This window comes from Moorena sp. SIO3I8, from assembly GCF_010692325.1.
In the GTDB taxonomy this organism is placed as follows: domain Bacteria; phylum Cyanobacteriota; class Cyanobacteriia; order Cyanobacteriales; family Coleofasciculaceae; genus Moorena.
The window spans coordinates 1-1886 of the sequence record NZ_JAAHHW010000313.1 but is presented as its reverse complement, the minus strand read 5'-3'; the positions used below and the strand labels follow the sequence as shown (position 1 = coordinate 1886).

The 1886-nt window shown below is 42.8% G+C and carries 3 protein-coding genes; 1 reads left to right on the top strand and 2 read right to left on the bottom strand.

The window, feature by feature from the left end; translation table 11 throughout:
• Both F6K51_RS36550 and F6K51_RS36545 read right to left on the bottom strand, forming a co-directional pair.
• Window positions 1-199: DAK2 domain-containing protein (locus F6K51_RS36550; protein WP_293030877.1), on the bottom strand; the 199-nt coding region annotated here is incomplete at its 3' end.
• A 102-nt stretch (window positions 200-301) separates the two neighbouring features.
• Complete coding sequence (locus F6K51_RS36545; protein ID WP_293030874.1) at window positions 302-430, bottom strand: ribbon-helix-helix protein, CopG family; 129 nt, start codon at window positions 428-430, stop codon at window positions 302-304.
• Between the two features lie 83 nt (window positions 431-513).
• On the opposite strand from F6K51_RS36545, the gene F6K51_RS36540 reads away from it, so the two are divergent.
• Window positions 514-1734, top strand: coding sequence for a transposase (locus F6K51_RS36540; protein ID WP_293030871.1), 1221 nt, complete (start codon window positions 514-516; stop codon window positions 1732-1734).
• Window positions 1735-1886 lie beyond the last annotated feature (152 nt).

Sequence of the window (1886 nt, the reverse complement as noted above, 5' to 3'; positions counted from 1 at the left end):
GCTTTCCTGCTACTGCTGCACTTGAGCGCAAGAACAGGGTGCCATAAAGTGGTCCACTGGCACCTCCGACACTGGAAATTAGAGTCATGCTGACGGTTTTGAGAATACTGCCAATGTCTTTATCTGCGACTTTAGGAACCTCAGTGATCACCTTTTGAAAGCCACGATTCATATTGATACCGTGGTCAGCATCACCAATAGCAGCATCAAGTTCGGTTAGCTAGACCGCGAGAAGCCCCGCGCTTTACCTGACAAGGTAAGCGTCGGGATGATAGCGAGACAGTGAAGCGAAGCGGAACTGTCAAGTGGAAGTTATTGGATCAGGGAAACGAGCTATCAAGTTTCTAAGTACTTCGGACTGATTCATTCCTCTTCGTTCTGCTTCTTGTTCTAACTTCTTTTTCTCATATTCGGTTAACCGAATTGTCATCTTTATTTTTTTCATTCTGACTTGCCATTTGACTAGCTGTATATTATATATATAGTAGGTCGATAAATAGGAGGGCAAGCGCAATGAGAGCTGCTTATCAATACAGATTAAGACTGACAAAGAAACAAATGCTCGAGCTAGAGCGATGGTTGGAAATGCTACGTTGTCAGTATAACTATTTGCTAGCTGATCGGTTTAATTGGTATGAACAGAATCGCTGCTCCATTAATGCTTGTCCTCTTATTTGCCATTTGCCAAATTTAAGGGATAAACCTGATTATTTTTCCCAAAAACAAACACTCCCACAACTCAAGAAAAATAGACCTTGGTACGGTCAAATTCATTCTCAGGTTTTGCAGGATTGTGTCAAACGGGTAGATTTGGCCTTTAAACGGTACCTTAAAGGCGATTGCAACGGGAAGCGGAGTGGAAAACCTAGATTTAAAGGCAAAGGCCGGTACCGTTCTTTGACTTTTCCGTCACTTGGAAAGGATCCTATTAGTGGCAATCAATTAAAGTTACCTAAATTTGGGTGGGTCAAAATGATCTACCACAGGCCAATTCCCAATGGTTTTAAAATCAAGACAGCTACGATTACCCGCAAGGCGGATGGCTACTATGTTACTTTGTCTATTCAGGATGATACTATTCCTAAAATAATCCCCGTGGATCAGGTTTCTGATCCTATAGGGATTGATCTGGGTCTTAAATCGTTTTTGATCAAATCAGATGGTACGGAGGTAGGGATTCCTCAGTATTACCGAAAGGCTCAAAAAGGATTGGCGAAAATTCAAAAAGCGGTTAGTAGATCCAAAAAAGGTAGCAATAACCGAAAAAAGGCTGTAGCCAAATTAGGCAAGGCTCACAAAAAAGTAGCTGATACCAGAAAAGACTTTCATTTTAAGACGACCAAGGAGCTGTTAAACAATCATGATTTAGTAGCTCATGAAAAGCTCAATATCAAGGGTCTAGCCAAGACTAAAATGGCTAAATCAGTTCTAGATGCTGGATGGGGTCAATTCCTGTCAATCCTTGCAACCAAAGCCGAAAATGCTGGGTTGTTAACGGTTGCTGTGAATCCTAAAAACACTAGCCAGAACTGTTCTAATTGTGGTAAAAAGGTACCCAAAAAACTTAAAGACCGCATTCATTCCTGTCATCATTGTGGGTATATCGCAGACAGGGACGTTAATGCGGCTAAAAATATTTTGTATTTGGCGGTGGGGCGTCCCGCTAGTAATAAAGCTTGCCGAGTAACCGAACCGTTGGGTGGTGTTGGCAAGAAGCCCGCGTTGTCCCTTTAGGGCAACGTCGGGAGTACGTCACGATAATACTCCAGGATGGCCTTAAGGGCTGCTTGTCGAGGATTGTCATCCGAGCTTTTCTTACGCTCAAAGGGGTCATGGAGAATGCGATCGCATAAAAATTCAAATAACCAAGGCTGATCGTGCCAAGC

What these genes read in the sequence shown, in the direction of transcription:
- F6K51_RS36540 (WP_293030871.1), top strand. Translation starts at nt 514, where the DNA reads ATGAGAGCTGCTTATCAATACAGATTAAGACTGACAAAGAAACAAATG.
- F6K51_RS36545 (WP_293030874.1), bottom strand. Translation starts at nt 430, where the DNA reads ATGACAATTCGGTTAACCGAATATGAGAAAAAGAAGTTAGAACAAGAA.